The organism is Polaribacter sp. Asnod6-C07, assembly GCF_045063625.1.
GTDB lineage: Bacteria > Bacteroidota > Bacteroidia > Flavobacteriales > Flavobacteriaceae > Polaribacter > Polaribacter vadi_A.
This window is the reverse complement of record NZ_JBEFOF010000005.1, coordinates 1240866-1264452: the sequence shown is the minus strand read 5'-3', so window position 1 is coordinate 1264452 and position 23587 is coordinate 1240866. Positions and strand designations below refer to the sequence as shown.

Below are 23587 nucleotides of genomic sequence, written 5' to 3'. Positions count from 1 at the left end.
AACATTTATAATGTTATAAAAATGAATTTCATCATAAAATCTTTCCAAGAATTAACAACTACAGAACTGTATTCTATTTTACAATTACGATCTGAAGTTTTTGTGGTAGAACAAGATTGTGTGTACCAAGATGTAGATTTTAAAGATCAAAAAGCAGTACACATTTTCGGTTTTAAAGACGATAAAATTGTGGCTTATACTCGTATTTTTAAACCTGGTGATTATTTTAATAATGCTAGTATTGGTAGAGTAGTAGTAGCTGAAAAAGAACGAAAATTTGGTTATGGGCATCAAATTATGAAAGCATCTATTTTAGCTATTAAAGAGCATTTTAAAGTAGATTTAATTACAATTTCTGCTCAAAAATATTTAAAAAAGTTTTACGAATCGCATCAATTTAAACAAATAGGAGAGGAGTATCTTGAAGATGGTATACCACATATTAGAATGGATAGAATAGCTTCTTAAAATTGTATTCTAAAACTAAGATTTGGTGTAAAAGGCAATGAATAATTATTGATTCTTTTTACATTATTTGTGTTTGTTTCATCAACAATAAAATAAGAATCAATTATATTTTTACGATCAGTAATATTTGTAATTCCTAAACGAATTGTAGATTTTACATCTTTTGTAAAATCAAAATTATAGCTTCCAGAAAAATCTAATCTAAAAAAACTATCTAATCTTTCTTTATTTGGGTTATCATAATTTATAATAATTCTATTGCCATCTTGTATGGTTTCATTACCATCTATTGGTTTTGTAAATGGTTTACCAGAACGTAAAACACTACCTAAAGATAGTTTAAATTTCTTTGTAAAATCGTAGTTAAAAGCTGCACTTACAGAATGTTTAATATCTAAAGTATTTGCAAAAGTTTCTGGATTAAAAATATCGAAAGTATAATTATTACTAGAATAAGTATAACTTAACCAGGTACTTATATTTTTAGTTTGCTTGTTTACTAAAAATTCAATTCCTTTTATTTCGTAATTTCCTATAGAATTTAAAGTTTGTGTATTGTTGTAAAAACCTTGATTATCTGCAGTAATTCCATCAATTTTTTTATAAAAAGCAGTAACATCAAAATACAATTTATTTAAGGTGTATTCTATACCAAAAGATGCTTGTTTACTTTTTACAATAGGTGTATTTACATTATCAGCAAGAATCCATCTTCGTTTTTCTATTCCTAAAAAATTTTCTTCAAAATCTATTTTTTGTGCTGTAGTTTGGTTTTTAAATTCACCCTCAAGTTTTAAAGAAAATTCGTTATTTATTTTCTGTCGGATGTTAATTCTAGGTTCAATTACAAACTTTTGAAATTCAAAAAAATAGTTAGTTCTTAACCCAAAACGTGCATAAGTTTTCTTTTTCTGATATTCTAATTCAGAATAAAATGCACTTTTTAACAACACATCTTTTACTGTTGTAGAAAAAGTAGGTGCGTTTACTGTAGTTGTATTTCTGATACCAATTTCGTTAAAAACAAGACCATTTTTAAAATGAAAAACATCAGAAAATTCATATTTAGAATCTAGCTTTATTTCGGTTTCTAAAACATTATTAAACTGTGTTTGTAACTGATCTGAATCTTTATTATAGTCTGATGAATTAATTTTATAATCAGAAAAAAATGCAGAAAAAGTGGTAGAAAATTTAGTGTTCCAATCTGCATTCCAATGAATATTTGCACCTAAATTTTCTTGTTTTAAAGTGCTATTCTCTTCAATGGTTATGTTGTTAGTTGTATATTTTTCTAAGTATTCTAAATTGTTTTTTATGTGGATAAAATTTGCTCTAATAGAATGATTATAATCAATATCATATAAAAATTTAAATGAATAATCATAAAAATAAAAATCTGATTCTGAATTATTTACACTATTAGAAGCCACAGAATTATCTTGAAAACTTCTAGAAAAATAGTTGTTATAAGTAGGTGTATTTATTAAATCTGTAAAAGATCTTCTACCAGAAATATGTAATTCCATATTGTCTTTAAGTGGCACTTGTACAAAAGCATCTGCACTTAATAAATTAAAACCTGCACCACCAGAAAATTCATTGGTAATTCTATTAGCAGTTTCCATATTAATGGTTGATGAAACTCCGTCTGAAAACGCAGTACTTGTACCGTTTTTAGTAACTGCAACTTTCTTTGTTAAATACGGATTATAAGCAGAAATTAACCCAAAAAAATGACCTGAATGATACATTTTTATACCATCCCAAAGCATTAAATTTTGGTCGTTTGTACCTCCTCTAACATTAATATTAGAAACACTCTCGTTTACACTTTCTATACCAGGTAAAATTTTTATGGTTTTTAGAATATCTGGTTCTATTAATCCTGGTAAAATTCCGAATTTTTCTGTGTTTAAAACAGTAGCACCATCAGCACTTTTTTGTAAGCCAGAAGTTAAAAATCTAGGCATTGTAATTTCTGATAATTGCTCTGTTTCTTCTTCTAAAAAAATTTCTTTACAACCTGTAGAAAACAATTCTTTTGCAGCAATTGTTTTGGTTTTAAAACTGATATATGAAAAGCTTAATGTGGCATTTACAGGTATATTGTGTAAATAAAATTCACCTTTTTGGTTGGTGGTTGTACCTAATTTATAGCCATCTACTTTAACAGTTGCCAGTAAAAGTGGTTCTAAAAAGTTGGCGTCTATAATGATTCCGCAAATAGAAATTGATTTATTTAAAAACGAAACAGTTACATATCTGTTGTCTAATGTTTTAAATTGTAAAAAAGTGTTTTTATTTAAATAAGTTAAAAGCTGATCTATGGAAATTCCTTTTTTTGGGGGATTTACAAAGAGGTCTTTTACATCATTATCAGAATAAGAAAACTTAATTTCGTAGGTTTTTTCGAGTTCAATTAATAAGGTTGAAAGTGCTACTTTATCAGAAGAATTTTGAGCAAGAGCAATACTTGTTATCAACAAAAAATTGATAAAAAAAACCTGAAATTTATTTACCATAATTAAATATAGTAATTGTTTTTCCTTCTATTTTATAAGATAATTGTAGTGGAATTGTAACAGATTGTAAAGCTAAATTAACATCAGTATGTGTAAAACCACCAGAGTATAAAATTGCCAAATTAACCTCTTGGGTTTCTATAGTATAACCAAACTGATTTTCTAATTCTTCTAATACAATTTGTAATGGTGTACTTTTAAAATTAGACTCTTTTTGTAACCAAGATTTTTCCTCAATATCAAACGTAGTATTTGTATCAATTACACCATTAACTACTTTAAAAAGAGCTCCTTTAGGTAATTTAACAAGGGTATCTTTATAAGCAACACTTACTAAACCTTCGTAAGTTTTTACCTCAAAATAATTAGCTCTTTCTTTTACGTTAAACTTTGTACCTAAAACAGTTACGTTACCAATTTCTGTACTTACTGTAAATTTTTTTCCTTTGTTTACTTTAAAAAAAGCTTCACCATCTAAAGCTAAATTTCTGTCTTCATCCCAACTTTTTTTGCCATAAGAAATCTCTGAATTAGAATTTAAAATTACTTCAGAATTATCTGGTAAATTAAATGTTTTTGTTTGTGCATATTCGGTTTTAATAGTAGCCTCTTTGTTAAAAAAGATAAAATAAGAGCTTATCAATAAAACAACAATAGCTGCTGCATATTTATACAAATCTTTAACATTAAAAGCAATAACTTTACCTTTTTTAGTTTTGTTTTGCGTTCTTAATTTAAGATCTGCTAAGGCTTTATCAACATCAACTTTTGGTGGCTCTATTTGAGAAGAATAATGCGCAATTTTTTCTAAAGTTTTAAAATCTTCAGTTTCTTGTAAGCGCAGCAATTCTTCATCAGAAGATTCTTTGTTAAGCCATTTTAAGATGTCGTTATTATTTTCCATTTTTATTTCTATATATAAAACAACTAAAAAGTATTTTACCCTACTTTAAAAGCTATTTTAAATTCCATCAATTTTTGTTCTTAATTTTTTTAATGCTGATGACATCCTTTTTTCTACTGCTTTTTGCGAAATAGAAAGTATTTCTGCAATTTCTCTGTATTTTTTTCCATCAATTCTGTTCATCAAAAAAACCTCTCTTTCACCTTCTGTTAAATCTTCTATGGCTTTTTTAAGTTTTAATTTAAACTCTTCTTCTTCTAATAAATATTCTGGACTTTGGTTGTTAATATCTAAATAAGGACTGCTTTTAGCATATTCAAATACTACTTTTTCGTGTTTGACTTTATTTAAAAAAAGGTTGTTAACAACTGTAAATAAATACGATTTTGCTTTGGTAAAATCTATTTTAGAACAGTTTTCCCAAATTTTAATAAAAGCTTCTTGTGCTAAATCTAAGGCCGTGTTTTTATTTCCAGATTTGTAGTATGCAAAATTACTAGAAGACTGTATATGAGCTGTATAAAACTCATTAAAATAAATTTCATCGCAAAGAGATTTATCAGTCATAAATAGAAATTAAGTAATAAAAATATAAAAATTTCAATACAAAGGTAGGGTAAATAAATGTTTAGTTGTTTTACTAGCAGAAGATCTAAAAAATTAGTTTTTCTAAAAAAAAGTAGGGTAAAATTAAATAAAGTTGTTTTACTCATAACAATAAAATCAATTAACATGAAAACATTAAAATTAATAACAGCAATTGCTTTAACAGCAACTTTAGGTTTTAGTTCTTGTCAATCAGATGATAATACTGAGGTAGGTACAAACCCAAATGCAAATTCATCTACATCTACAACAGCTTCTAATTATGAAAGAGCTGCAATGAACGATGGTTCTAATGATGATTTTTTAGATGGTAATGCTTGTACAGAATTATTATTTCCGTTAACAGCTACTGTAAATGATCAACAAATTACTCTATTAAGTAGTTTAGATTTTTCTGCAGTTTTAAATATTTTAGGTGAATTTAATGATGATTCTGATTCAGTAACATTTAATTTTCCTATTAAAGTAAGAACAAGTAATTATACAGAAGTAACTGTTAATAACCAATCAGAATTAGATGCTTTAAATGCAGAATGCGAAAATGCAGAAGAAGAAGGTAGAGATGCTATTTCTTGTATAGACATTAATTTTCCGGTTACAATGTTAACTTATGATATTAGTCTAGAACAAACTGGCTCTGTTGTTTTACAATCTGAACAACAACTATATAATTACATGACAAGTTTAGGATCTGACGAACTTTTTGCAGTAAATTATCCTATTAGTGCCACTTTAAGTAATGGTACAGAAATACAGATTACTAGTGATGCAGAATTTCAGAATGCAATTTCTGATTGTGTACAATATGAAGATGAAAAAGACGATGCTGCAAATACTGCTGCAGAAGCAGAAGCTGTTTTAAGTGGTACAAAATTTAAAGTAGAAACTTTTATTAATAATGGTGTAGATACTGCAAACGATTATGCAGAATGGTCTATAGAATTTACAAATGATCTTAAAATTGTAGCTACTAATGTTGTGAATTCTGCATTAGGAGAAATAGAAGGAACTTATTCTGTTAGTTCAGAAACAGAAGCGTTTGTTAATATAAACTTTGCAAGTAATACAACTTTAAGTGCTTTGGGGAATAACTGGGTTATTAGCACTTATAGTACAACTTTAATTACTTTACAAAGTACTACAGACGCTTCTGTAACTTTAGCTTTTAAAAAGCTATAATTAAAAATTATTGAAAAAGAATAGTTAGTTAGTTTTCTTTACAACTGCTATAAGTTACTTAGTGGTTGTAAAGATTTTTTTAAAAGGTAAGTAGATGAAAAATATTTTTGTAAAAGTAGTATTAGTTTGTAGTATCTTTTTTTCTTGTTCATCAGAAACAGAAAATATTACTGATAATGAAACAGGAGAAATCACTAATGTAGCTTTAAATAGACAAGCAACAGGTGCTTCTGCAAACGATTTACTTTCTTCAGATTCTTTTAATAAATTGATTGTAGAAATGGCTTACTTAGAAGGTTTTGAACCTACAACAACCGCTATAAATAATTTTAAAAGTTTTATAGAAAATAGAATTAACAAACCAGAAGGAGTAACGTTTATTACCAAAGAAATACCAACAACAGGTAAAACAGAATATACATTAGATGAAGTTGTTGATTTAGAAAAAGAATACAGAATCCAATACAATTCAGGTGCTACAATTGCAGTTTGGGTTTTATTTATAGACGGAAAATCGTCTAATGACACAAGTTCTGGTTCAATTTTAGGCTCAGCTTATTGGAATACATCTTTTGTTATTTACGAAGAAACTATTCATGGTTTAAGTGATGGAACTTTTGAACCTGATAGAAGTTTGCTAGAATCATCTGTAATAAATCATGAATTTGGCCATATTTTAGGGTTAACAAATTTAGGAAGTGATTTACAAAGCGATCATGAAGATGAAGAACATCCAAAGCATTGTAATGAAGAAGATTGTTTAATGTATTGGGCTGCAGAATCTAGCCAAGGAATTGGAAACATGCTTTCTGGAGGTTCTGTACCAACTTTAGACGCACAATGTTTGGCAGATTTAAAGGCTAATGGAGGTAAATAATTTAGGGTAAAAAGTATTTATTTATCTTTCTTTTTTTTCGTCATTTTATAAATTAAGAAGCCAAAAGCAACTAAAAAATGAAGAATTATAATTGTAGCTATAATGTATAAAGTGGTGTTAGAGTTTTCCATAGCGCAAAATTAGAAAGTAGATTTTTCTTAATATGTAATAAATGTTACATAAAACCATCTACTTCTAAAACCTTTCCATTTGCTAAATCATCAATCTTAATTTCGCCAATTCTTACACGAATTAAACGTAAAGTAGGAAACCCAACAGCGGCTGTCATTTTACGTACTTGTCTAAATTTTCCTTCTGTAATTATTACAGAAACCCAACTTGTTGGGCCATGTCTTTCATCACGAATTTTTTGACTTCTTAAAGGAAACTGAGGATCATCAATTAAAAAAGCTTTACCAGGTTTTGTGGTGTATTTTTTACCCTCGAAACCAATTTCTACACCATTTTTTAATTGTTCTATTTCTTTTTGAGTGATGATACCATCAACCTGAACATAATATTCTTTTTCGTACTTATTACTTCTAATTTCTGCAGATACTTTGCCATCTGTGGTTAATAAAAGCAAACCTTCAGAAGCAAAATCTAAACGACCAATTGCCATAGTTCCATCAGGAAAATCGTGTAATTCTCCTAACAATTTTTTCTTCCTTTTGGTTTGGTTGTTTATAAATTGAGACAAATAACCATAAGGTTTATGCAATATAAAATGTCGATGTTTTATCAAGATAAATTAACTTTTAAAAAGCAAAAATACATTTACTTAAACACACCTTTGTACAAATAATACGCTTTAATTTTATAACCGTATTTTTCTATGTTTAAAGTATCTACAAAAGTTATTTTGTTGAATAATGCCTTAATTTCATCATTTAACATAACACCATCATTTTCATCAGTTAAAATAATACCTACAGTATTGGTTTTGTATTTTATGTTTTTACTCCAATAATCAAATTGATCAAAACGTTTTGAATAAGAAAATATTTTTGGATTATTTAGCTCAAAAGCCAACAAAGACGCACTTCTATAATTAGAGGTTACAATTGGCATTGTTTTAGATGTTTGCAGTTTTTTAACTTCATTTCCTATTTTTTGCCATCCATAATGATAAATATTATCTCTGTCAGAACCTCCAAAAACTGAAGTTATAGGTACAACACCAAAATGAAAAATGATGCCAAATACACCCAAAGCAGAATAACTTAAAGTAATTAAAACTTTCTTTTTTTTGATGAGATAATTGCATGCTAAGAATGTGATAAATAACAAGCCAACAATGTTCCAATAAAACAAAACATTAGAAAAAAGCGAAAAGAATAAAAACACAATGGATGATGCAGAAAAAATGGCAACTGCAAATTTGGTGTACACAATTTGATAAGATGATTTGTTTTTGATTTTTTTATCGGCTGTAAAAACCTTAAAAATTGCCCAGCAAAAAAAGGGTGATAACATTAAAATAGTTCCTAGAATAAAGCCCAAATAATTTCCGCCAAACAAATTAAATTCATCAATAATTGGGTTTAAAGTTCTTTGTTGAATATTAAATTCGAAAGAACCAAATTTGTTTTTTGTGTTCCAATAAATTATAGGCGAACTTAAAATTGCAACAATTAACAGACTTATATAAAACCGATAATCTTTAAATACTTTGTAAAATTTCTTGTTTAAAATCAGCAGAAAAAAGATTCCTAAACCTAAAAAAACTGCATTGTATTTCGATAAAATAGCCAAACCAAAAAAGAGACTTCCTAGAAAAATATCAGTAGTTTTTCCATTTTTATCCAACCAAATATCATTTAAAAAATTGATAAAAAAATATCCAGAAATTATGCAATTTGTTATTAACAGATAATCGTTCCAAGCATAGGTTGTAAACAAAAAAAACAAAGGACAACCAAAAAATAAACCTATTGCTAAATTTTTATTTTCGAACGCTAATTTTTTTGCAAATTGATGTAAAATATAACCAATTATAAAACAACAAATAATAACAGGTAATCGTAAAGCAAAGTAAGAAGTGCCAAAAATAGTAGAAAAAAGTGCTTGTATTAATGCTTGCAAAGCAGGATGATCGTGATAAGAAATATCTGGGTATTGCCCCCAAAACCAATAATAAGCTTCATCTACATTCGGAAAAACAAAAAACCAATAATAAATTTTACAGATTAGTATAACAGCAAACAGAAAAAATAAAAGATCCTTTTTCATACTAAATAAAAATTTTAGTTGCGTAAAAGAATCAAAGGTGATAATTTATAAAACCCTAATTGTTACTGAAAAGTTATTTTTACCTTTAGATAAAGTCATATTTTTTTCAGAAAATTTCTGATTTGTATATGAAGTATATTGTGTTATTGGCTCAATACAAAGCATATTATCAACTTCGGTCCAAAGCATAAAATTGTTAAAACCATCAGTTGTAATTTCTACATCGTTTTTAATAGCATTTTTTAGAATTATTTTATCTGTACCTAAAACTGGAAATGCATTAGAACCTGCTTTGTAAATATCTGTTAACGTTATTTTTTCATTACCAGCTTCTAAAGTTTCTTTACCTGTGTCTGATAATAAAAAAGCAGGATGATAACCCAACATAAAAGGCATATTTTCATCAGAAGTAATGATAAAATCGATGGTTAAAACATCGTTTTCTAACTTAAAATTCTTTTCGAAAGTAAAATCGAAAGGCCACTTTAAAAATTCTTCCGTAGATTTTTTTGGAAACTTACTGTTCTTGATTTCAGTATCTTTTTTATATTTTTTGATGAAATTTGCACTTGTTTTATCAGCAGAAATTAATTCATAATCCATTTCTCTTAACAAACCATGTTGATCTTGAATAGCATCACCATTTTTGGTGTGAACTCTAAAATTATTTTTAGCAGTTGGCCCAATTACAGGAAACATTTCATCATCCGATTTTCGCCAACCTTTACTTCCTTTTTGATGAATATACTCTTGGTTATCTTTTTGATAACTAATTAATTCTCCTTTTTCTATACTAACAGAACTGTTTAAATCATTTAAAAAAACAATAGAATCCATACTTTTACTTTTTGTGTAAAAATACTACAAAATAGCCAAAAATTTATTAGGAAAGTAGAAGTTGTTTTTTGTAACTTGTGCATCCGAAAATTTAAAAAAATCAAGCATAATTTATGGCAGCAGATAAAGAAAAGGCAGCAAAACTAAAAGCCCTACAACTTACTCTAGATAAGCTAGATAAAACGTATGGTAAAGGTTCTGTAATGAAATTAGGAGATGTAGTAACAGAAGATGTAGATGCTATTTCATCTGGTTCTTTAGGGTTAGATTTAGCTTTAGGAGTTGGTGGTTATCCAAGAGGTAGAGTTATTGAAATTTATGGTCCAGAATCTTCTGGTAAAACAACGTTAACAATTCACGCAATTGCAGAAGCACAAAAAGCAGGTGGTATTGCAGCATTTATAGATGCAGAACACGCTTTCGATAAGTTTTATGCAGAAAATTTAGGTGTAGATATAGATAATTTAATTATTTCTCAACCAGATCATGGTGAGCAAGCTTTAGAAATAGCAGATAATTTAATTCGTTCTGGGGCAATAGATATTGTTGTAATTGATTCTGTTGCAGCGTTAACACCAAAATCTGAAATTGAAGGTGAAATGGGTGACTCTAAAATGGGTTTACATGCACGTTTAATGAGTCAGGCATTGCGTAAATTAACAGGTACAATTTCTAAAACTAATTGTACAGTTATCTTTATTAACCAATTAAGAGAAAAAATTGGAGTAATGTTTGGTAACCCAGAAACAACAACTGGTGGTAATGCATTAAAATTCTATGCTTCTGTACGTTTAGATATTAGAAGAAGAACGCAAATTAAAGATGGTGATAGAGTTATTGGTAACAGCACCAAAGTTAAAGTTGTTAAAAATAAAGTAGCACCACCTTTTCAGATTGCAGAATTTGATATTATGTATGGGCAAGGAATATCTAAAGTTGGTGAAATTTTAGATATTGGTGTAGAATTAGGTATTGTAAAGAAAAGCGGTTCTTGGTTTAGTTATGGAGAAACTAAATTAGGACAAGGAAGAGATTCTGTAAAAGGCTTAATAAAAGATAATCCAGATTTAATGGAGGAGTTAGAAAAGAAAATAAAAGAAGCTATTGAAAATCAAGATTAAGTATTAAAAGTTCTAACTATTATTAAACTGCTATTGGAGTAATCAACCAGTAGCAGTTTTTTATTTTTTATGAAATGATTAAAGTATCAGAAAATTTATTTTTAAGAACAATTACTAGTAATGATACAGTAACTCTTTTTAAGTTGATGAAAGAAGTATATCCTGCTGCTTATCATCATTTTTGGGAAGATTCTGGAGATTGGTATGTAAAATCTCAATATAACAAGGAAAATGTTTTAAAAGAGCTAGCTCAGCCAAATTCAGACTATTATTTTATTGTTTTTGATGATGAAATTATTGGTAATTTAAGAATTATTTGGAATGAAAAGTTAGCTAGTTTAGAGGATGATAAACAGGTTAAATTACATCGAATTTACTTGCATAAAAAAACACAAGGAAAAGGGTTAGGCAAAAAAATACTTAATTGGTTAGAAGAAGATTTAATAAAAAGAGGTTATAAAATAATTTGGCTTGAAGCTATGAATGCACAGCCACAAGCCTTTGAGTTTTATAAAAAGCTAGGTTTTAAATACCATTCTCACAACTTTTTACCTTTTGATTTAATGTTTAAAGAAATGAGAAAAATAAGTCAAGTTTATAAAAATTTAGATAAAATTATTCTTTAGAAAATATTTTTACCAACCAAAGAATTAAATACGCACCAATACCAAAACCAGCCAATAAAACTGTTAACACAAATAATATTCTAATATTTTTTGCTGAAAATTGTGTTTTTGTACTCAGCCATTCACATACACCTAAAATCATAATTTAAATTTATTTTGTTTATATTTTATCCTTTAAAAGGAGGAATTTCTCTAACTAATCTTTCTATTTCTTTTACAATTTTAATTCTACTTTTAGATTTTAATTCGAAGTATAAATTGTCCCAATCTGCATCAAAAGAAATTTTATGAGTTCTAGAATTTACATTTTTAGTTAAATTAATTACACGTAAATTAAAGTAGCCATTTATATCATTTTCTGGCCTAAAATCTAAATTTATAGCACGCATTAAACTATAATTATTTAGGTGTAAAAGAGAGCTAGAATCTAAATAATGCATAGTTTCTTTAGAAGGATCAACTTCGTAGAATAAATTCCATTCTACATTCCAACTACCAGTAATCCTTAAAGGTTGTAATTCAATTTCATCCATTTTTTAAACACCAGTACTACCAAAACCTCCAGAACCACGTTCAGTTTCGCTAAGTATTTCTACTTCTTGCCAAATTGCTCTTTCGTGTTTTGCAATGACTAATTGTGCAATTCTTTCGCCATCATTAATCACAAAATCTTCGTTTGATAAATTAACTAATATTACTCCAATTTCTCCACGATAATCAGCATCTACAGTACCTGGAGAATTTAAAACAGTAATTCCTTTTTTTGCAGCCAAACCACTTCTTGGTCTTACTTGTGCTTCAAAACCAACAGGTAAAGCAATAAATAAACCTGTTTTTACAATTGCTCGTTCTAAAGGTTTTAAGGTTATAGAATCATCGATGTTTGCTCTTAAATCCATTCCTGCAGCACCTTCTGTTTCGTAATTTGGTGTTGCGTGTTTTGATTTATTTATAATTTGTACGTTCATTGTTATAATTTGTATAAGTAAGTAATCGTATCTAAAAATTCTGCACTCCAAAAAGTTTCATTATGTTGTCCTTTAGGAACAATTCTAGTTTTTATATTTTCTCTAGGAAAACCTGTATTTAGCAAAAGTTTTTCCATTTTTTCTGTGTCTGGTAACATAGTATTGCCTTCATCACTACCAATTAAAAGATAGAGTTTTGTCTTTTTCTGATTTCCATTTTGCTTTGCAAAAGCATACACATTATTAGAAAACCAAAACGAGGTAGAAAGTGCTCCAATTTTACCAAACACATCTGGATATTTTAATCCACCATAAAAAGAAATTAATCCACCTAAAGAGCTACCAATTATAGCAGTGTGTTTGGCTTTCGTCTTTGTTCTGTAATTTTTATCAATAAAAGGTTTTAACTCATTTACTAAAAAAGCTACATAAATTGCACCTTTTCCTCCACCGTATTTTTGGTGAGTCCAAGGTGTGTATTCTTCAATTCTTTTATCACCACCATTTTCTATACCAACTACTATAAAACCTTTTCCAGTATTTTTATAAAGTTCGTTTAGAGTTTCATCTACACTCCATTCTTTACCATAAGCAGCAGTTTCTATATCAAATAAATTCTGAGCATCGTGCATATAAATTACTGGGAATTTTTTAGAAGTAGTATCGTAGTTAGGAGGTAAGTAAACCCAAACCTTATGAGATTTATCATTTAAACCACTAATAACAAATTCTTTATCTAAAATTGATGCGTTTTCTGCTCTTGTAGATTTACTATTTACTATTTTGGGTTTAGTTTTTGGTTTTTTTATAGATTGCCCTTTACAAGCAATCATTAAAAGTAAAAAACTGAATAAAAAAGAAACTATTGTTTTCACTTTAAACAAAAATTAGCGTTACACAAATATAATAATTCGCAAATGCATTCATCTATAGATAATACTTTTATTACTTTTGATTTTAAAATGAAAAACTAATGGATGAACATCAAAAAATAGCGGTTTTAGGAGGTGGAAGTTGGGCAACAGCCATTATTAAAATGTTGATGGAAAATTTAGATAGTATAGGATGGTATATGCGTAATGAGCAAACCATTAAACATATCAAAGAAAATGAACACAATCCTAAATATTTAAGTTCTGCTGAATTACAAGTAGAAAAACTAGATTTATCTAGCGATATTAATTATACAATTGCTAATTATGATATTTTAATTTTTGCAATTCCGTCTGCTTTTTTAACCATAGAACTCAATAAAGTAAATGCTTCTTTAGATAATAAAACAATCTTTTCTGCAATAAAAGGTATTGTGCCAGAAACAGGTTTAATTGTTGGCGAGCACTTTAATCAACATTTTAATATTCCACTAGAGAATATTGGTGTAATTACAGGGCCTTGTCATGCAGAAGAAGTAGCAATGGAGCGTTTATCATACCTAACAATTGCATGTATTGATGAAAATAAAGCCGAAAAAATGGCAAAAGCCATACAAAGTTGGTATATAAAAGCTACAATTTCTGATGATATTATTGGTACAGAATATGCAGCAATGTTAAAGAATATTTACGCAATTGCAGCAGGTATTGCTCATGGCTTGGGTTATGGAGATAATTTTCAGTCGGTATTAATGAGTAATGCAATTAGAGAAATGAAACGTTTTATAAAAAAAGTACATAAAATGAAACGTAACATTAACAACTCTGCGTATTTAGGTGATTTATTAGTAACAGGCTATTCTACCTTTAGTAGAAATAGAATGTTTGGTAATATGATTGGTAAAGGCTACACAGTAAAGTCTGCACAACATGAAATGAGTATGATTGCAGAAGGTTACTATGCAACCAACAGTGCTTATAAAATTAAAGAAGAGAATAAGGCAAATACACCAATTATAGATACTGTTTATAAAATTTTATACAGCAATAAAAATCCTAAAAAGGAATTTAATAAGTTAACTAATAAATTAGATTAATACAGTTTCTAGTTTTTAAAAAGAGTTTTAAACGTGATGTTTAAAATTAAACAATTTGAATATTTAAGGTGTATATTTTCATCTAATCGTTCTAATATTTAAAAATTGTTTATTTTTGAACAATTATTTATAATTTTAAACTTTTACTATGAAAACAATACAAGAAGTTGTTGAAAGTACAATTAGAAAAACACCATTTATAGAGGAAGCTTTAAATGAAAAGTTGATAAATGTTTCTTCTTTAGCAAGAATTATTTTACCAGAAGTTTCCGAAATTTTAAAAAAGGATGTAAAAGTTGGTGCAGTAATGATGGCTATTAATAGACTTTCACCTGCAAGTGAGTTACGTATCAGAAAAAATATAAAACGTTTAGCTTTAGATTTAGGTGATGTAATTGTACGTTCTGATTTATGCGATTTTACGTTTAAAAACACACCTTCTTTACTCAAAGAAATTGCAAAAATATTAACTAAATCTGCAGAAAACTCTGATTATTTCTTAACAGTATCTCAAGGTATTTTTGAAACTAATATTGTTACCAGTAAAAATTTAAGACCTTACGTAGAAGAAATTTTCGAAGATGAAACACTAACACACAGTATGTTAGAGTTGGCATCTATTACTATAAAGTTGCCAAAAGAAAACTTAGAACAATCTGGTATTTATTACTTTATTTTAAAGCAATTGGCTTGGGCAGACATTCCTTTACAAGAAATTATTTCTACAACAAATGAAATGACTATTGTTGTAAAAGAAGAAGATATTAACCAAACTTTTGCCATTTTAATGGATATGAAATTAAGCTAACTATGGCTAAACAAGACCCTTATGCAGCACTAAGAATAAGAGAATTTAATATTTTTTTATTGGTAAGATTTCTATTAGTTTTTGGGTGGTCTATGCAATTTATTGTTATTGAATGGCAAGTATATTCCATTACTAAAGATCCGCTTTCTTTAGGTATAATTGGTTTAATGGAAATTATACCCGCTTTTTCTATGGCATTATTTGCGGGTCATATTGTAGATCAAAACGAAAAAAGAAACTTGTTAGCCATTTGTACAGCAGCTTTTTCGTTTATAAGTTTGGGCTTGTTTTTATTAACTTCTGATAGTTTTGTTAGCAATTGGTCTACAAATTCAATTTTATACTCAATATATGGTTTGGTGTTTTTTGGTGGATTTCTAAGATCTTTTTTCGGACCAACAATTTTTTCTTTAGTTGCACTTTTAGTTCCTAAAAAAATATATCATAATGCTGCAACTTGGAGCACAAGTACCTGGAAAACTGCTTCTGTTTCTGGAGCTCTTTTTGGAGGTTTTTTTATCAGTTGGATTGGTGTTGATAAAACACTTTGTTTAGTCTTTATACTTGTAATTTTATCTTTAATAATCCTTTTTCAAATAAAAAAGAAACCAATTTTAAATACTAAAATTGGTGAGCCAATGATGCAAAGTTTAAAAGTAGGTGTAAAGTTTGTGTTTCAAAATAAGGCAGTTTTAGGAGCTTTAAGTTTAGATATGATTGCTGTTTTATTTGGTGGTACTGTAGCTATTTTATCAGTATTTGCTCAAGATATTTTAAAGGTTGGGCCAGAAGGTTTTGGTCTTTTAAATGCGTCTATTTCTATGGGAAGTATTTTAACTATGTTTATTACAACTTACATTCCCATTCACAGAAACACAGGTAAAAAAATGTTGATTTCTGTCTTTATTTTTGGACTTAGTATTATTGCCTTTGGATTATCATCTATATTCTGGGTAAGTCTCTTAGCATTATTTATAAGTGGTGCTGCAGACGGAATATCTATGGTAATAAGACAAACTATTTTACAATTAAAAACTCCAGATGAAATGCGAGGTAGAGTATCTTCAGTAAATTCTATGTTTGTAGGTTCTTCTAACGAATTAGGTGCTTTTGAAAGTGGTTTGGCTGCTAAATTATTAGGACCAGTTACTGCTGTTGTTTTTGGTGGTACAATGACTTTAATTACAGCTGTTACCACAGGAATTGTAAGCCCCACAATAAGAAACTTAGATTTAACAGAAGATATTGAAGAAAATGAAAATGAATCAGAAAAAGTAAGTACTGAATAATACTTTATTTATAAAATAATTATTTAGGAATTGTTCTAAAATTACCTAAACTTATTGTCCAGTCATAACCTTTAAAATTTAAGTCTTTTGGTTTTTCTGGTGTAATACCATATTCTAATAGAATTTCTTTAGCACCGCATTTACCACCAAAATCTCCACGAAACCAAGACATTAAAGCTACAGAAGTTGCTTCTTTTTCAACTGGTTTATAAGTTGTTTGTTCTTTTAAATATTCAGTGGCCATAAAATCGAGTTCTTTGTATAGGTTATTATAAGTATACAAAGCAACAGGAGGACAACTTTTTGCGCCACAGTTTAAGGCAAAATGTATTCTCCAATCTATATTATCTACACGTAATTTACGTTCCCATTTTGGTCTAAACCATTTTCTTAAATAACCTAAACTCCATTTTACTCTAGATTTTCTCATAATATCATGCTCAATATCATCAAAAGATAAAAGTTCACCAGCAATTTTTACTCTAGGTTTTTTAAAAAAAGCACCTCTATTTTCATATTCTGCTGGGTTTTCTGTTAAAGATATTTGAATAAAAGCATTGTAAATATTAATCCAAAAAGCAAGTTTATGTTTGTCTGTTTTTAGTTCTGTAACTAATTCATTTAGTGTGCTTTCAGATAAAATAGCTACTTCTTTATCATAAGGTTTTTTATCAATTATATTTTGTAATAATGTTTGAGAAACATCAATATAACTTGTAGTATTTTGAGCGTTTAAAAATAAAGATGATAAAAAAAATGTAATTATAAAAAACTGTTTCATAGAAAAATACGTATGTTTAAGTATGATGTTAAGTATTATTATTCCTGTTTATAATGAACAAGAAAACCTTATAAAGAGGTTGTCGTTTTTATGTGAAAAAGCTAACAAAAACAATATAGAAATTATTATTGCAAATTCTCCAGAATCTATTGATGAAAGTCAATTAGTTTGCAACAAATATGCTAAAGTTATTCATTTAGATTGTAAAATAAAAGGTAGAGCTGCACAAATGAATGCTGGTGCTAAATTAGCAAAAGGTGATGTTTTAATGTTTTTACATGCTGATGTAGTTTTACCAGAAGATTTTTATTTACAAGTTAAAACGGCTGTTAATGAAGGCAATAAATTCGGGTTTTTTGCTTATAAGTTTGATGTTAGTACTACTCTTTTAAATTTAAATAGTAAGTTTACCAAGAAAGATGGTTTGTTTGCAGGTGGTGGTGATCAATGCCAATTTTTTACAAAAGAAACATTTAAAGCTTTTAAAGGTTACAATGAAAACTTTTGTATTATGGAAGATTTTGAAATGATGGACAGAATTCGAAAACATAAAATTCCGTTTAAAATTATTCAATCTAAAGCAACAGTTAGTGCAAGAAAATACAATAATAACTCTTGGTTAAAAGTAAATTTAATAAACGGTTATGTTTTTTTAAAGTACAGGTTAGGAGTACATCCAACAAAGTTGAGAAAAACATATAAAAGCTTATTAAGGGAGTCTGTTTAAATTATAAAAATGAGTTCTTTTTTAGAAATACTAAAGCAAAAGAAGTGTAAATTTATAGAAATATTTTTTCTATTTATTGTTGCGCCTGTAGTACTTTTATTGCCAATTTCTATTATTATTAAAGTAATTTATGTTGGTTTGGGTGTGGTTTACATCACTTTAATTTCCATATTTAAAGAAAAATTTTCTAAAATTAAAACAGATAAAAAATCAAACAAAAAAGTTGTTTTAGTAATAGGAATTCGATTTTTAATTATTGCTCTTTTAACAACGTTGGTTTTATATTATCAGAATAAAGAACAATTGTTTAATGTTATACTTAACAAACCAGATTTATGGTTAAAGTTTAGTGGAGTTTATATCTTATTTTCTGTGATACCTCAAGAATTAATTTACAGAACTTTCTTTGTAAAACGATATCAAAACTTAATTAAAAATAAATGGTTGTTTATTTTTATAAATTCTGTACTATTTTCTTTTGCACACATTTGGTTTCAGAGCTTTACAGTATTAGCGTTTTCTTTTGTAGGTAGTTTACTTTTTGCACATACTTATCTAAAAACTAAATCTACTTGGTTAATTATTTTAGAGCATTCTATTTATGGAGTTTGGCTGTATACAGTTGGTTATGGAGAATTATTTATGTTTCCTGTATAAATAAAAAACCGCTTTTTGATTTTTTCAAAAAACGGTTAGTAAATGCTTATTTTAATAACTTAAGAGCTATTATCAACTTAATTTTAATGACATTTTCAGATATTTCCTCTTCCTCATCATCTGTTTCATTTATTTCTTTTTCTACCCAAATTATGGAGAACTTTTTGTTAAGGTTTTCATCATCTTCTAAACTGATATCAATATCATCATTGTAATCGTAAAATAAATATTCTGTTTTATCAGCATCAACAAACTTGTAATATTGATCTTCTGTTAAGCCTAAAAATGTAGCTGTTAATTTATTCGATTTTTCTTGTACGTTAGTAGTAAAAGAGAAAGACGCAGTAATAAGTAGCACGAATGCTACCACATATAATTTTTTCATTAATTTATAATTTTTAAGTTGTTTTTAAAATATAGTAGCCATCCTCTTTTCTTAAAAAGGAAATGCTTTTTTTTGAAGTAAACCGAACTATATTTTCATAGGCCTAAAAATTGATAAAATAACTATAGTAAATGTAAACTATTTTTTAATTGAATGTACAAGCTAATGTTAAATTTTTATTTAATTCTTGTATTTTTTTTTCGGTTGTAATTTCATCCCAATTAAACTGATTTTTAAACAGTTGCGCTACATAATTTTTGTAAATATCTACACTAGTTTTATCAAAAAATAAACGACCAGTTCTACGCATAAAAAAATCGGTTGGACTGTAAGCCATTTCATAATTTATAGCAAACCAAACTTCTGCATTTATCATTTTTTCTTGCATATTATCGTGCATTAAATCATCAAATTTTTGAAGGATAATATCTGTCTGTTTTCCATAATTATGTACTAAATATTCAGCATCTTTTCTGTTAAAATCTACTTCTGCAATTCTATTCTGTATAGCATCAGTATAACTTTTAACTTCATCGTAATTTTTAAAAGTACCACCAGAAAGCACAATGTCTTTGGTTTTAATCTCTTCGAATTCTTTGTTAAATCTGCGTTTGTATTTTTTATCAACTAAATCTACAATACGTTCTGCCATTTTTCTGTAGCCAGTTAATTTACCACCAGCAATAGAAATTAGTTCTGTGTCAGACACAAAAATTTCATCTTTTCTAGACAATTCAGAAGCCGATTTTCCTTCTTCGTGAATTAAAGGTCTTAAACCAGCCCAAGAAGATTGAACATCATCTAAAGTTAAATTGATGTCTGGAAACATATTATTTACAGCAGAAATTAAATACGTTGCATCTACTAAATTGGTGTTTACGTTTTCTTTATCTAGTTGATAATTGGTGTCTGTAGTGCCAAAATAAGTTACTTTTCCACGAGGAATTGCAAACATCATTCTACCATCAGGAACATCAAAATAAACAGATTGTTTTACAGGTAATTTTTCGTGCGCAACAACCAAATGAACTCCTTTGGTTAAGTGTAAACGTTTGCCTGTTTTAGAGTGATTAATTTGCCTTAATTCATCTACCCAAGGTCCACAAGCATTTACTACATATTTTGCCTTTATAGCGTATTTTTCATCAGTTAAAACATCTTTTACATTAGCACCAACAACTCTTTTATTTTCATAAATAAAATCGGTAGCTTCTGTATAATTAATGATTTTTGCATCGTAATTTAAAGCTGTTTTTAAAACCTCTATTGTTAAACGAGCATCATCTGTTCTATATTCTGCATAAAAACCAGCACCATTTAAAATCTTTTTTGGTAGTAAAGGTTCTTTGGTTAAAGCCTCTTTTTTAGATAGCATTTGCCTTTTATCTTCACCTTCTACAGAAGCCAAAATATCATAGACTTTTAAACCCACAGAAGTTAGCCAAGAACCATAAGTTCCACCTTCTATTAAAGGTAAAATCATTTTTTCGGGTACTACTAAATGAGGTGCTAATTTGTGCACAATTGCACGTTCTGTACCTACTTCTTTAACCAACCAAAAATCGAATTGTTTTAAATAACGTAAACCACCGTGAATTAATTTTGTTGATTTACTAGAAGTTCCAGAAGCAAAATCACCTTTTTCTATTAAGGCAACTTTCATACCTCTAGAAGCTGCATCTAAAGCGATTCCTGCACCTGTAATTCCACCTCCAATAATTAAAATATCAAACTCAGTTTCTTTTAAGTTTGATGTAATTTCTGCTCTTTTAAAGTATGAGAAGTTTTTCATTTTTGTAAAATTTTCAAAAGCTTTTTAGGATTTTGTCTATTATCCCAAAAAGCAGAAATTATAATTTCTGTTGGTGTTATTTTATAAAAAATACTGTAATTATTTAAAGAAGCAACTCTTATTTCTTTGAAACTTGTTTCCTTATAAGAATAGGGGTTTTTAGCAATTTGAAGAGTTCTGTTACTGACAATTTTAATCATTTTTTTTGAGAAAACTGTAGATTTATTTCTTTTTACCCAATACTCAAGAATACCAACAAATTGTATATCTGCAGTTTTTGTCCAAACTACATTGCGTTTAACCATTCAAAATTTCTTTTATTCATAGCTTCTTGAGAAATTACATTACCATTTTTAATATCATTTTCACTCATTTCTAACATCATAATTTGCTCTTCTGTGAATTCAATATCTTCAGAATTTATTTTCCTTGTAGAAATCAATTTATCAATTGCCTCCAAAACATCTTTATTATTAATAGATTGTAACTTGTCTATTAAGCTATTTCTTATGTTATCAATTGTTTTCATCCCTCTTAAATTTATATAAATATCTTAAAATAGATTTATCTAAACAAATATCAAATGTTATTATTCTAAAATGTTTGTTGGTAAACCATCAATACTAGTTTGATTTTTATCTTTCCAATAGTTTGCAATGCCTTCTTTGCCTTGTTCTGTAGCCCAGTCATTCAATTCATTTCTTTCGCCTTTGTAATCAAAAAAAGGAATAGACATTCCACAAGAAGTTTGTGCAGAGTCTACAGTAATATCAAAAATTTGACGTGTTCCTGGAGTTTCTGGAAACAATTGAATTAATTCATCCCAAGAAGCATCACCTTCTTTAATTTCTTTGCCTTTTCCGTACAAACGCAAAATATTAGGAGCACCTTCAAAAGCACAAAACATAATTGTTATACGTTCATTTTCTAATAAATGAGCTGCAGTTTCATTGCCACTTCCTGTAACATTGAGCCATAAAACTCGGTTTTCACTCATCACCCTAAAAGAATCCATACCTTTTGGAGATAAGTTTATTCTACCAGAATTTGGAGCGGTTGCTACAAAGAATATTTTTTGTGCTTCAATAAATTTTTGAAGTCTTGACGTGATTTTTGTATAGAATTTTGACATAATTATGAGTTAAAAAATTCGAGAAAAGCTTTCTTATATTTCATCCCTAAAGGTATTTTATTTGAATTAATAATTATTAAATTCCCCTCAATATAATTGATTTTATTTTTATTGATGATAAACGATTTATGCACTTGTATAAAGCTAGATTTTGGCAATTCGCTATACATTTTAGTCAACGTTTTGTAAGTAACTAAAGTTGTATTTTCTAAATGAATTTTTATATAATCTCCTAAACTTTCTATAAAATAAATCTCATCGATTTTTATTTGATGTAATTTTTTATCTGCTTTTATAATGATGTTTTCTGTTGTATGATCGTTTAAATTTTTTAATTTAGAAACTGCTTGTACAAAGCGTTCAAAAGAAAAAGGTTTTAATAAATAATCTGTAGCATCTAAGTTAAAACCTTCTAAAGCATATTCTGAATATGCAGTTGTAAAGATTACTTTTGGTGGGTTTTGTAACGATTCATAAAAAGAAACACCAGAGAGTTGTGGCATATTTATATCTAAAAAAAGTAAATCTACAGAGTTGTTTTTTAAATACGCTAAAGCTTCAGTGGCATTGTTACAAACGTGTAGTAAATCTAAATAATCAATTTTATTAATAAACGATTTTAATACGTTTTGAGACGAAGGTTCATCATCTATTATGATACATTTTATGTTCATTTTTTTAAATATATGCTTAAGTTTACAGTAAAAATAGCTTTTTTATTTTCTATTAAAAGCTGATGTTTATTAGGATAGACAAGCGCTAAGTTTTTTTGAATATTTTTTAAACCAATCCCTTTTTTTTCTTCGTAATCAGGATTTTTCATTTCTATAAAGTTATTAGAAATTTCGAATTCTAATTTTCCATTTTCTACTTTTAAATTGATGTTGATATACGGGTTTGCACCACCACTTTTTAATCCATGTTTAAAACTGTTTTCAATCAGTGGTAATAATAACATAGGATAAACTTCTATATTTTCATCAACCTTAAAATCAACCTTAATTTTAGAACCTTTTACATGTCTGTTTTTTTCAAAATCGATATAATTTTGAATTAACTTAATTTCTTTTTGAATTGATATTTTATCTGCTTCAACATCATAAATCACATATCTTAAAATATCAGACAGTTGTAAAATTGCATTGGTAATATCTTTTTTACCATCTATCGCTAAAGAATATAAAACGTTTAAAGAATTGAATAAAAAATGAGGATTTATTTGTCCTTTTAAATAGTATAATTGTTGTTCTATTTCTTGTTTTTGAGCCTTTAAAACCTTGTTTTCTTTCTGATTTAAGTACACCCAATCTTCACCTAATTTTAGTAAAGAAGTGAGTATAAAGAAAATGAAAAAGATAAAGTAGATTTCTAACGTATTGTGATAAGAAATAAAGTAATAATCATTAAAAAAAGTGTTGGTAATCAACTCGAAAAACCAAGAATTTAACTCAGCAAAAACAATGAGGTTTATTGTAAAAAAAACAATAAAAAGAAGGTGTTTTTCTTTTTTCAGATATTTTGGAATCAACAAATAAAGATTCAACGAAACAGGAATTAGTAAAGTTATAACAAAACAATTGGTATAGATATAATCTATTTTTGAAGGCGATGTGCTTCCTGAAAACAGAAACAATAATATTATAAAAGAACAGCTCCACAATAAAGTATTAAAAGTTATTTTATTGTGGACGTTTGTTCTTATAA

Annotated in this window: 28 protein-coding genes; 10 read left to right on the top strand and 18 right to left on the bottom strand. The window is 27.8% G+C overall.

The genetic code is table 11. From position 1 onward, the window contains the following. Positions 1-21: 21 nt before the first annotated feature. The gene (locus ACJJVK_RS05225; protein WP_215994486.1) at positions 22-468 is read left to right on the top strand and encodes a GNAT family N-acetyltransferase; all 447 of its coding nucleotides are present in this window, start codon (positions 22-24) and stop codon (positions 466-468) included. Here ACJJVK_RS05225 and ACJJVK_RS05220 read toward each other — a convergent pair. From ACJJVK_RS05220 to ACJJVK_RS05210, 3 genes are read right to left on the bottom strand one after another with little or no spacing between them, the layout of a single operon-like run. Further along, on the bottom strand, positions 465-2993 hold the full coding sequence (locus ACJJVK_RS05220) for a TonB-dependent receptor domain-containing protein (protein ID WP_405563915.1): 2529 nt from the start codon (positions 2991-2993) through the stop codon (positions 465-467). The two genes, ACJJVK_RS05225 and ACJJVK_RS05220, sit on opposite strands and share 4 nt — an antisense overlap. Then, positions 2983-3897, bottom strand: a complete 915-nt coding sequence (locus ACJJVK_RS05215; RefSeq protein ID WP_405563912.1) for a FecR family protein — start codon at positions 3895-3897, stop codon at positions 2983-2985. Before ACJJVK_RS05215 ends, ACJJVK_RS05220 begins: the two co-directional genes overlap by 11 nt. Before the next feature lie 57 nt (positions 3898-3954). Further along, a complete protein-coding gene (locus ACJJVK_RS05210; protein ID WP_215994483.1) occupies positions 3955-4464 on the bottom strand; it encodes an RNA polymerase sigma factor in 510 nt (169 codons plus the stop codon). Between the two features lie 165 nt (positions 4465-4629). On the opposite strand from ACJJVK_RS05210, the gene ACJJVK_RS05205 reads away from it, so the two are divergent. Together ACJJVK_RS05205 and ACJJVK_RS05200 are read left to right on the top strand one after the other, a co-directional pair. Next, entirely contained in the window at positions 4630-5682 is a 1053-nt protein-coding gene (locus ACJJVK_RS05205) for a hypothetical protein (protein ID WP_405563910.1), read from the top strand. Between the two features lie 94 nt (positions 5683-5776). Beyond that, positions 5777-6559: a membrane metalloprotease gene (locus ACJJVK_RS05200; RefSeq protein WP_405563907.1), complete on the top strand. Its 783-nt coding sequence runs from the start codon at positions 5777-5779 to the stop codon at positions 6557-6559. A 175-nt stretch (positions 6560-6734) separates the two neighbouring features. Here ACJJVK_RS05200 and ACJJVK_RS05195 read toward each other — a convergent pair whose 3' ends face one another. From ACJJVK_RS05195 to ACJJVK_RS05185, 3 genes are read right to left on the bottom strand one after another with little or no spacing between them, the layout of a single operon-like run. Next, the gene (locus ACJJVK_RS05195) at positions 6735-7304 is read right to left on the bottom strand and encodes a pseudouridine synthase (RefSeq protein WP_405563905.1); all 570 of its coding nucleotides are present in this window, start codon (positions 7302-7304) and stop codon (positions 6735-6737) included. 32 nt (positions 7305-7336) lie between these two features. Continuing rightward, positions 7337-8791, bottom strand: a complete 1455-nt coding sequence (locus ACJJVK_RS05190; RefSeq protein WP_405563902.1) for an ArnT family glycosyltransferase — start codon at positions 8789-8791, stop codon at positions 7337-7339. 45 nt (positions 8792-8836) lie between these two features. After that, positions 8837-9628, bottom strand: coding sequence for an aldose 1-epimerase (locus ACJJVK_RS05185; protein WP_405563899.1), 792 nt, complete (start codon positions 9626-9628; stop codon positions 8837-8839). Between the two features lie 113 nt (positions 9629-9741). Here ACJJVK_RS05185 and recA point away from each other — a divergent pair, with 113 nt between their 5' ends. Together recA and ACJJVK_RS05175 are read left to right on the top strand one after the other, a co-directional pair. Next, positions 9742-10749, top strand: a complete 1008-nt coding sequence (gene recA, locus ACJJVK_RS05180; RefSeq protein ID WP_215994478.1) for a recombinase RecA — start codon at positions 9742-9744, stop codon at positions 10747-10749. 74 nt (positions 10750-10823) lie between these two features. Further along, positions 10824-11375: a GNAT family N-acetyltransferase gene (locus ACJJVK_RS05175; RefSeq protein WP_405563897.1), complete on the top strand. Its 552-nt coding sequence runs from the start codon at positions 10824-10826 to the stop codon at positions 11373-11375. On the opposite strand, the gene ACJJVK_RS05170 is transcribed toward ACJJVK_RS05175, so the two are convergent. The 4 genes from ACJJVK_RS05170 to ACJJVK_RS05155 are packed head-to-tail and all read right to left on the bottom strand — an operon-like array spanning position 11365 to position 13218. Next, entirely contained in the window at positions 11365-11517 is a 153-nt protein-coding gene (locus ACJJVK_RS05170; RefSeq protein ID WP_215994476.1) for a PspC domain-containing protein, read from the bottom strand. The genes ACJJVK_RS05175 and ACJJVK_RS05170 overlap by 11 nt on opposite strands. A gap of 25 nt (positions 11518-11542) precedes the next feature. Continuing rightward, positions 11543-11908, bottom strand: a complete 366-nt coding sequence (locus ACJJVK_RS05165) for a hypothetical protein (protein ID WP_405563895.1) — start codon at positions 11906-11908, stop codon at positions 11543-11545. 3 nt (positions 11909-11911) lie between these two features. Further along, on the bottom strand, positions 11912-12343 hold the full coding sequence (dut, locus tag ACJJVK_RS05160) for a dUTP diphosphatase (protein ID WP_405563894.1): 432 nt from the start codon (positions 12341-12343) through the stop codon (positions 11912-11914). A gap of 2 nt (positions 12344-12345) precedes the next feature. Beyond that, positions 12346-13218 carry an alpha/beta hydrolase gene (locus tag ACJJVK_RS05155; protein ID WP_405563891.1) on the bottom strand — a complete coding sequence of 291 codons (873 nt, stop codon included), beginning with the start codon at positions 13216-13218 and terminating at the stop codon, positions 12346-12348. A 98-nt stretch (positions 13219-13316) separates the two neighbouring features. Between ACJJVK_RS05155 and ACJJVK_RS05150 the strand changes: the two genes are divergently transcribed. The 3 genes from ACJJVK_RS05150 to ACJJVK_RS05140 all read left to right on the top strand — a co-directional run bounded on the left by ACJJVK_RS05150 (position 13317) and on the right by ACJJVK_RS05140 (position 16409). After that, a complete protein-coding gene (locus ACJJVK_RS05150; protein ID WP_405563889.1) occupies positions 13317-14312 on the top strand; it encodes an NAD(P)H-dependent glycerol-3-phosphate dehydrogenase in 996 nt (331 codons plus the stop codon). Between the two features lie 148 nt (positions 14313-14460). Next, entirely contained in the window at positions 14461-15120 is a 660-nt protein-coding gene (locus ACJJVK_RS05145; protein WP_215994472.1) for a hypothetical protein, read from the top strand. Positions 15121-15122: 2 nt separating this feature from the next. After that, positions 15123-16409 (top strand): MFS transporter, encoded by a 1287-nt coding sequence (locus ACJJVK_RS05140; RefSeq protein ID WP_405563886.1) that lies wholly within the window; start codon positions 15123-15125, stop codon positions 16407-16409. Positions 16410-16428: 19 nt separating this feature from the next. Here the strand turns inward: ACJJVK_RS05140 and ACJJVK_RS05135 are convergent, their stop codons facing one another. Beyond that, positions 16429-17190 (bottom strand): DUF547 domain-containing protein, encoded by a 762-nt coding sequence (locus ACJJVK_RS05135; RefSeq protein ID WP_215994470.1) that lies wholly within the window; start codon positions 17188-17190, stop codon positions 16429-16431. A gap of 22 nt (positions 17191-17212) precedes the next feature. Here ACJJVK_RS05135 and ACJJVK_RS05130 point away from each other — a divergent pair, with 22 nt between their 5' ends. Continuing rightward, complete coding sequence (locus tag ACJJVK_RS05130) at positions 17213-17917, top strand: TIGR04283 family arsenosugar biosynthesis glycosyltransferase (RefSeq protein ID WP_405563883.1); 705 nt, start codon at positions 17213-17215, stop codon at positions 17915-17917. Positions 17918-17926: 9 nt separating this feature from the next. Then, a complete protein-coding gene (locus ACJJVK_RS05125; RefSeq protein WP_405563881.1) occupies positions 17927-18574 on the top strand; it encodes a CPBP family intramembrane glutamic endopeptidase in 648 nt (215 codons plus the stop codon). 46 nt (positions 18575-18620) lie between these two features. Here ACJJVK_RS05125 and ACJJVK_RS05120 read toward each other — a convergent pair whose 3' ends face one another. The 7 genes from ACJJVK_RS05120 to ACJJVK_RS05090 form a co-directional block, all read right to left on the bottom strand. Next, on the bottom strand, positions 18621-18959 hold the full coding sequence (locus tag ACJJVK_RS05120; RefSeq protein ID WP_405563880.1) for a hypothetical protein: 339 nt from the start codon (positions 18957-18959) through the stop codon (positions 18621-18623). Between the two features lie 145 nt (positions 18960-19104). After that, complete coding sequence (locus ACJJVK_RS05115; protein WP_405563878.1) at positions 19105-20751, bottom strand: glycerol-3-phosphate dehydrogenase/oxidase; 1647 nt, start codon at positions 20749-20751, stop codon at positions 19105-19107. After that, a complete protein-coding gene (locus ACJJVK_RS05110) occupies positions 20748-21056 on the bottom strand; it encodes a type II toxin-antitoxin system RelE/ParE family toxin (RefSeq protein WP_405563876.1) in 309 nt (102 codons plus the stop codon). The genes ACJJVK_RS05115 and ACJJVK_RS05110 overlap by 4 nt, the downstream gene beginning before the upstream one ends. Next, positions 21038-21280, bottom strand: coding sequence for a hypothetical protein (locus tag ACJJVK_RS05105; RefSeq protein WP_405563874.1), 243 nt, complete (start codon positions 21278-21280; stop codon positions 21038-21040). The genes ACJJVK_RS05110 and ACJJVK_RS05105 overlap by 19 nt, the downstream gene beginning before the upstream one ends. Positions 21281-21340: 60 nt before the next feature. Further along, complete coding sequence (locus tag ACJJVK_RS05100; protein ID WP_405563871.1) at positions 21341-21883, bottom strand: pyridoxamine 5'-phosphate oxidase family protein; 543 nt, start codon at positions 21881-21883, stop codon at positions 21341-21343. A gap of 2 nt (positions 21884-21885) precedes the next feature. After that, positions 21886-22557, bottom strand: coding sequence for a LytR/AlgR family response regulator transcription factor (locus ACJJVK_RS05095; RefSeq protein ID WP_405563869.1), 672 nt, complete (start codon positions 22555-22557; stop codon positions 21886-21888). Beyond that, complete coding sequence (locus ACJJVK_RS05090; RefSeq protein ID WP_405563867.1) at positions 22554-23411, bottom strand: sensor histidine kinase; 858 nt, start codon at positions 23409-23411, stop codon at positions 22554-22556. The genes ACJJVK_RS05095 and ACJJVK_RS05090 overlap by 4 nt, the downstream gene beginning before the upstream one ends. Positions 23412-23587: the final 176 nt, after the last annotated feature.